The organism is Neisseria sp. P0001.S005 (assembly GCF_051963715.1).
In genome coordinates this window covers 1-6,531 of sequence record NZ_JBQCTZ010000192.1, presented here as the reverse complement: position 1 = coordinate 6,531, position 6,531 = coordinate 1, and the positions used below count along the sequence as shown (strand labels likewise).

The following is a 6,531-nucleotide window of genomic DNA, read 5'->3' as shown; positions in this document are numbered from 1 at the left end:
ACGTAGTCGGTGCGCTGGCAGAATACCATGGCAATCATGGCGCGTTGGCGTTGGCCGCCGGAAAGCTCGGTCAGGTAGCGGTCGGCGAAGTCTTGCAGGTGGAACTCGGCAAGCGCTTCTTCGACAATGGTTTTGTCGTTTTCAGACGGCCTGCCTTGGTGGTAGGGATAGCGGCCGAACATGAGCAGGTCGCGCACAGTAATGCGGCTCATGATGCTGTTTTCTTGGGTGAGGATGGAAAGCGTGCGGGCGAGTTCGGCGGTGGGGGTGGTTTTGATGTCTTTGCCTGCGTAGCTGATGTCGCCGTGTACCAAGGGCTGCAGGCGCGCCATAAAGGAGAGGAGGGTAGACTTGCCTGCGCCGTTCGGGCCGATTAGCGCGGTAATGCCGCCTTCGGGGATGTCGAGGCTGACGTCGTTGAGGATGGGGTTGCTGCCGATGGTGTGGCTGACGTTGCGGATGGTAATCATAGGCGGGTCCGAAAATGGGAAGTTAGGGTTTCAGACGGCCTTTCAGCATGAGGCCGTCTGAATTTTATTCCTGTATGGTGTTTTTAGATTTCGCTGACGGTAACAAATTCGGGATTGTCGGCTTGGTCAATCAGGAAGGCGCGAACGCGTTCTTGCCAAAGCTCGCCGAATTGTTTGAGTTCGTCAGCACTTGCGCTGCCGCTGACGGCTTTGGGCATGATGTCGCGCATTTGCGGCGCAAAGGGTTGGAGCGCGGCGTTGAGGCTGACGGCAACGGTTTTGCCGGTGTCGCGGCGGCGGAGCGCGAGTGTGCCGTTGATTTCGCCTGTACCAAATGACAATAGATGGCGGCGGGCAAAGCGTCCGGCTGGGCCTACGCCGCCAAAGCCGGTTTCAGGTGCCGCGCCGGTAAGGAGTTGGACGACGGAAGCGGTAACGCCGGTCGTGCCTTCGTCACGCTCGCCCTGCATAAAGGCTTCGATGTCGCCGCGTTGCGGCAGCTCTTCGCCGTAAAGGGCTTTCAGGCCTTTGACCACCATCAGGTAGGCGCCGGCGACGGTCGGGCAGGAATGGCCGCACAGGCGCACGGCATCGGCGTAGCGGTAAGTGAGGATGCCGTTTTCGGCCGCGCCGAGGAAGTCGGCCAATGCGTCTTGGACGGTAATGGTCGGGGCGTCATCGAAGAATGAAGGAAGGCGTTCTTGTGTCATGAGGGTTGTCCTTTATGGGTTTGCTTAGGCCGTCTGAAGGTTTCAGACGGCCTGAAACCTTTGCGGCATACTGTTTACTGCGCTTTGAGCGGCATTTGCATTCAGTATTACGGCAAAGGTTTCGGGCTGAAACTGCGGTGTTATTTTAGGAGTATTTTTTTGTCCTGTATAAATTTTTCCGCCAGTTTTGTCACACCGTGGGTGTTGAGGTGGTTGGTGTCAAAATATATCGGTAGGCCGTCTATGGTTTTGTCTGCCGGAATCGGACCCATGATGTTGACCCAATGCACGGCAGGCCGCTGTTTGACGATGTTTTCTATGGTTTTGTCCGCTTCGGCGGAGCGGGCAATTTCCGCTTTTTTATGCTCGGAAACGTATTGCATGTCGATGCCGAGGCGCTGTTTCAGGTAGTAATGGCGCAGGGGCAGTTGCGCGTTCATCGGCGTGTCGGCAAAGACGTAAACCTGCTTGCCCTGTTGAATCAGGGTGTCGAGCATTTTGCCGAAATGCTCCGTAAAACCGGGCTTGTCGGTATGCAGGAACCAACGTTGTGAGATAAAGACCACCGGATAGTTTTCGACCTTTTGTGCGATAAAGCGGTTGTAAGGGTTGCAGCGGTTGGCACGTCGGTCGCTTTGCGGCAGAAGGAAGCCGAAGGCAACGCCGCAGCTGTTGGACGAAATAACATCGGCGGCAAAGCCTTCCTGTTTGCCCACCATATCGATAAAGGGCGTCAGGTGGGCGGCGTGGGAGTCGCCCATCAGCAGGACTTTGCTGCTTTGGTTTTCTGCGCCAACCGCGCAGTCGGTTTTGGTTAAGGTATCCGCGCAGATGTTACTTTCGTCAACCGTATATAGGTTTGCCTCGTATGCGGCCGGTCTGGCAGTCAGCAGGTAGCCGGCGGCAGGAATCAGCAGGGCGAAATAGGCGGCGATTACCCCGATGAATTTCTTGGTGGTGAAATTCTTTATCCGTCGCGCCGGTGTTTCGACGAAGTAATAGGACAAAACGGACAAGCCGGACATCAGTACGACGGCCAATACAATCGCGGACATCGGCAAAGCGTTGTCCATGTAAACATAGCGCATGACGGCCAAGACCACCCAATGCCACAGATACAGCGAATAGGAAATCAAACCGATAAACACAACGGGCTTGAGGCTCAACAGTTTGGCGGTATTGAAGCCGTTTTGCGTTTGCAGGGTTTTGCCCGAGTAAATCAAGCCACCAACCGCCGTACAGCACAGCAGCCGTTCAATATTGCCTTCGCCGGGCAACACGCCGTAAGGAAGCAGCAGCATGGCGGCAATCACCGCCATCATCGCCCAGCCGACCAGAGGCGTGCTGAAACGGTCGTTGGTTTGGGAGGGCGGAATAAAGGCAAAAAGTGCGCCGATCAGCAGCTCATATGCGCGCACATAAGGCAGGAAATAAGGATCCATGCCGAAGGTGGGCAAAAAGACGGACAACAGGCTCAATACAATCAGCAAAAGGATGAATTGGCGGATGTTGCGCCCTTTGCTGAATCGGAAAAAAGCAGTCAGCAAAACTGGAAAAACAAAGTAAAACTGCTCTTCCAGCGATAAAGACCAAATGTGCTGCAAAGGTTTTTCCGCCGCATCGGCATCGAAATAACCGCCGCGCCGTGCAAAAAACAGGTTGGCCGAAAATAGCAACGCAAACACTGCGGATTTGACGTATTGGCGCAGGTCAAACGACAAGAAAAAGATTGCGGCGGCCAAGCTCGTACACAGCAATACGCAGGAAAAAACAGGCAAAATGCGCTTCGCGCGGCGTTTGTAGAATTCTAAAAACGAAAAACTGCCGTTTTGCATTTCGCGGCTGATGATGGTGGTGATCAGATAGCCGGACAAAACGAAAAACATATCCACACCGAGAAAACCACCGGGCAGCCAAGCGGCGTTGATGTGGAAAATAATAACGGCCAAGACGGCCAAAGCCCGGATGCCGTCCAAGTCGGGACGGTATTTTAATGTCGTACTCATTTTTTGTAATTTTAGTAAATTTAGTGATGTTTACTATGAGTACATGTCAGAAATTTAGTTTCATTTCAATAGTTAAATATTTTTTAACACGGGCTTCAGACGGCCTGAAGCTGTTTGGGCTCGTTTAATTTATTTCTTTTTCAACACCAAATATAAAAATACCAATCCGCCTGCAAACTCGACGACCACGCTCAATACGGCCTGCATGCCGAGGAAGTGTTCGAAGATGGTTTGCCCGCCGACCAATAGGATACCTCCGACACAAAAAGTCATGGGCAGGCGGACGGAATGTTTGACCGACGGAGAAAAATGGTTGGCCAGCGCGGCAACCAGCAGGCCGAAAAAGCTCACCGGGCCGACAACGGCAGTCGCAGTTGCAACCAATGCAGCGATCCACAACAGCAGCCATAAGGTATTGCGTGTGTAGTTGATGCCCAAATTGATGGCCTGATTGCGGCCGAGCAGGTAAACATCGAGGCGGTGGCGTTCTCGCCAGATCACGGCGGCGCTGACGAGCAACACGACTGCGCCGATGCCCAACAATTCCGAGTGGACGGTATTGAAGGTGGCAAACATATTCGCCTGTGCGGCGGTAAATTCTTCGGGGTCAATCATGCGCGAAAGCAGCGATGACAGGCTGCGGAACAAAATCCCGAAAATCACGCCGATTAAAATCATGCGCGACAAATCGCGTCCGCCCTGTTTGATGAGTGTGTAGAACAGCAGCAACGAGCCGCCCATCATGACGACCAGTTCAAAGCCGAATTTGCCCGTCAACGGCAGGGAAGCATAGCCCACGCCGCCGAGCGTAAACACCAGCAAGGTCTGCAAAAACACATACAGCGAATCGAAACCCAAAATCGAAGGGGTCAGAATCGGATTGTTGGTCAGCGTTTGGAAGAGTTGCGTGGACACGCCGACCGCATAGGCGACCATCAGCAGCGCGGCAAGTTTGGTCAGGCGCAGGTGCAAGACAAAGTCCCAATCGCCTTTGACGTTGAGCGTCATAAACAGGACGCAGGAAACCAGCAACAGCGCAAAGGCGACCCACAACGGACGACTGCTTCCTGCCATAAAACCGATATTTTTTTCAGACGGCATGAGCAGGTTTCCTTAATAAAAGCCACAAAAACAAAACCGTCCCCATCACGCCAAAAACCGTAGAGACCGGAATTTCAAACGGAAACACAATCACGCGTCCGACAATATCGCACAGCAACACCAAAGACGCGCCCAGCAAGGCCACCGCAGGCAGGCTCTGGCGCAGCTTGTCGCCCATCAGGCGGCTGATGATGTTCGGCACGACTAGGCCGATAAACGGGATATTGCCGACAGTCACAACCACCAAAGACGTAATCAGCGCCACAATAATCAACCCCGACCACAGAATCGCCGTCCGGTTCAGCCCCAAGTTCACGCTCACCGTTTCGCCCAAACCCAAAATCGTCAGCTGGTCGGCAATCAAATAGGCAAACAAAGCCAAAATCCCCGTTGCCCACAACAGCTCATACCGCCCGAGCAACACGCCGGAAAAATCGCCCTGTTGCCACACGCCGAGCATTTGCAGCATTTCGTTTTCATACGCGATAAAGGTGGCCACTGCCTCAATCACCCCGCCGAAAATAATCCCGACCAAAGGCACCATCAGTTGCGCGGTCGGCGGCAGGCGGCGAATCAGCAACATAAAGACCAACATCCCGATCAGCGCGGCAACGGCGGCCACCGACATTTTTGCCAGCAGCGACGCGGCCGGAAGCAGCAGGGTCATCAGAAGCAAACCCAAAGCTGCGCTTTGGCTTGCGCCCACCATCGACGGTTCGACAAAACGGTTGCGCATCAAAATCTGCATAATCATGCCGGCCACCGCCATCGATGCACCCGTCAGCACAATCGCAAACGTGCGCGGCAGGCGGCTGATGAACATGACCTGCTGGCTGTCGGATAGCGAAAACAGGGCGGACCATTTGAATTCGGCCACGCCGACTGACAGGCTGACGGCAAACAATATCAGCAGCGCCACGCCGTTGACCGCATTTAAAAATGAAGGTTTGTGAAACATAAAATGGTTCGGAAAAAAATAAGGCCGTCTGAAAGAAGGGTTAAGGTATTTGGCAAAAAAGGGCAGGTTTGCCCATCATAAAAACAGATGCAAACAGGCAAAAATTGTCCATTTGCACCATGTATTTTCAGACGGCCTAAATCCAATGACTTCAGGTCAAGCAGCTTGATCCTGTGCATCATCAAACCTTTCAGGCCGTCTGAAAGAAGCGGGCGGCTATGCCCGCGCTGAATTACTTGGCCGCATTAAACGCATCGCTGACCTGTTTGGAAGCATTCAGCAATTCTTGTGCGCCGCCGGCCGCCAGGTAGGTTTCCGGCACGAGGTACACGACTTGGCCTTTTTTCCATGCGGTTGTTTCGGCAACCAGTGGATTGTTCAACACATCTTTCGCAGCCTGACCTTCTTCGCCGATGGCCGCGCCGCGGTCCAAAACAAACAGCCAATCAGGGTTTTTCTCTTTCAGGTATTCAAAGCTGATAGGCTGGCCGTGGCTGCCTTCTTTAATCGATTCATCAACAGCGGGAACGCCGATGTCTTTATGCAACCAACCGCCCAAACGTGAGGAAGGGCCGAAAGCCGACATTTTACCGCCGTTGACCAATACCACCAAACCCTTGCCTTTGCCTTGCGCAGCAGTTTTCGCCGCTTCAAACGAAGCATCGATTTCCGCTTTCAGCTTGTCCGCTTCGGCCTGTTTGCCGAAGATTTGCGCCAGCGCGTCGATGCGCTCTTTTGAGCTTTCTTTCAGATTGGCGGTTTCGGCGGTCATTTCGATGGTCGGGGCAATCTCGTTCAACTTGTCAAATGCTTTGGCTGCACGGCTGCCGATGATGATAAGCTGCGGTTTGTAAGCGTTTAAGGCTTCGTAGTCAGGCTCAAACAGCGTGCCGGCAGGTTTGGTCGTTTTGAAATATTCGTCCAAGTAGGGTAGGCGGTTTTTGTCGATGGACAAACCGGTTTTCACGCCCAATTTGTTTAAAGTATCGAGCATGCCCAAATCGTAAACGGCGATACGCTCCGGATTTTGCGGCACTTTCGCATCGCCGCGTGCGGTTTTCACCGTCAGGCCTGCGCCTTCGGTTTGTGCGGCAGAAGCGGAAGCAGTTTGCGCCTGATTGGAAGCAGAATCTTTCGGTGAACACGCACCCAAAGCAAGGGCGCAGCATACGGCTAAAGCGGTCAAACGTAACATAGGGTTTCTCCGTGGTCGGAAATAAAGTAAATCGAAATGATAACTTGTATCGGATTATAAAGCTAGATGCCGTCTGAAAACTTTTGTTTTC

At 53.3% G+C, this 6,531-nt stretch carries 6 protein-coding genes; all 6 read right to left on the bottom strand.

The annotated features are described in order from the left end of the window. Positions 1-470, bottom strand: a 470-nt coding sequence (locus ACTHSP_RS16535; RefSeq protein ID WP_440346479.1) for an ATP-binding cassette domain-containing protein, incomplete at its 3' end; no start/stop codon positions are given. A gap of 83 nt (positions 471-553) precedes the next feature. After that, on the bottom strand, positions 554-1,180 hold the full coding sequence (locus tag ACTHSP_RS16530; protein ID WP_070734975.1) for an FmdE family protein: 627 nt from the start codon (positions 1,178-1,180) through the stop codon (positions 554-556). Between the two features lie 140 nt (positions 1,181-1,320). Next, a complete protein-coding gene (locus tag ACTHSP_RS16525) occupies positions 1,321-3,186 on the bottom strand; it encodes an acyltransferase family protein (protein WP_070734977.1) in 1,866 nt (621 codons plus the stop codon). Positions 3,187-3,315: 129 nt separating this feature from the next. Then, the gene (locus ACTHSP_RS16520; protein WP_070734979.1) at positions 3,316-4,287 is read right to left on the bottom strand and encodes an iron chelate uptake ABC transporter family permease subunit; all 972 of its coding nucleotides are present in this window, start codon (positions 4,285-4,287) and stop codon (positions 3,316-3,318) included. Continuing rightward, complete coding sequence (locus tag ACTHSP_RS16515) at positions 4,277-5,245, bottom strand: ABC transporter permease (protein WP_070829697.1); 969 nt, start codon at positions 5,243-5,245, stop codon at positions 4,277-4,279. The genes ACTHSP_RS16520 and ACTHSP_RS16515 overlap by 11 nt, the downstream gene beginning before the upstream one ends. A 232-nt stretch (positions 5,246-5,477) precedes the next feature. After that, positions 5,478-6,440 (bottom strand): siderophore ABC transporter substrate-binding protein, encoded by a 963-nt coding sequence (locus ACTHSP_RS16510; protein WP_070826346.1) that lies wholly within the window; start codon positions 6,438-6,440, stop codon positions 5,478-5,480. Positions 6,441-6,531 lie beyond the last annotated feature (91 nt).

Coding starts and splice junctions, on each gene's coding strand:
- ACTHSP_RS16530 (WP_070734975.1), bottom strand. CDS start 1,180: ATGACACAAGAACGCCTTCCTTCATTCTTCGATGACGCCCCGACCATT.
- ACTHSP_RS16525 (WP_070734977.1), bottom strand. CDS start 3,186: ATGAGTACGACATTAAAATACCGTCCCGACTTGGACGGCATCCGGGCT.
- ACTHSP_RS16520 (WP_070734979.1), bottom strand. CDS start 4,287: ATGCCGTCTGAAAAAAATATCGGTTTTATGGCAGGAAGCAGTCGTCCG.
- ACTHSP_RS16515 (WP_070829697.1), bottom strand. CDS start 5,245: ATGTTTCACAAACCTTCATTTTTAAATGCGGTCAACGGCGTGGCGCTG.
- ACTHSP_RS16510 (WP_070826346.1), bottom strand. CDS start 6,440: ATGTTACGTTTGACCGCTTTAGCCGTATGCTGCGCCCTTGCTTTGGGT.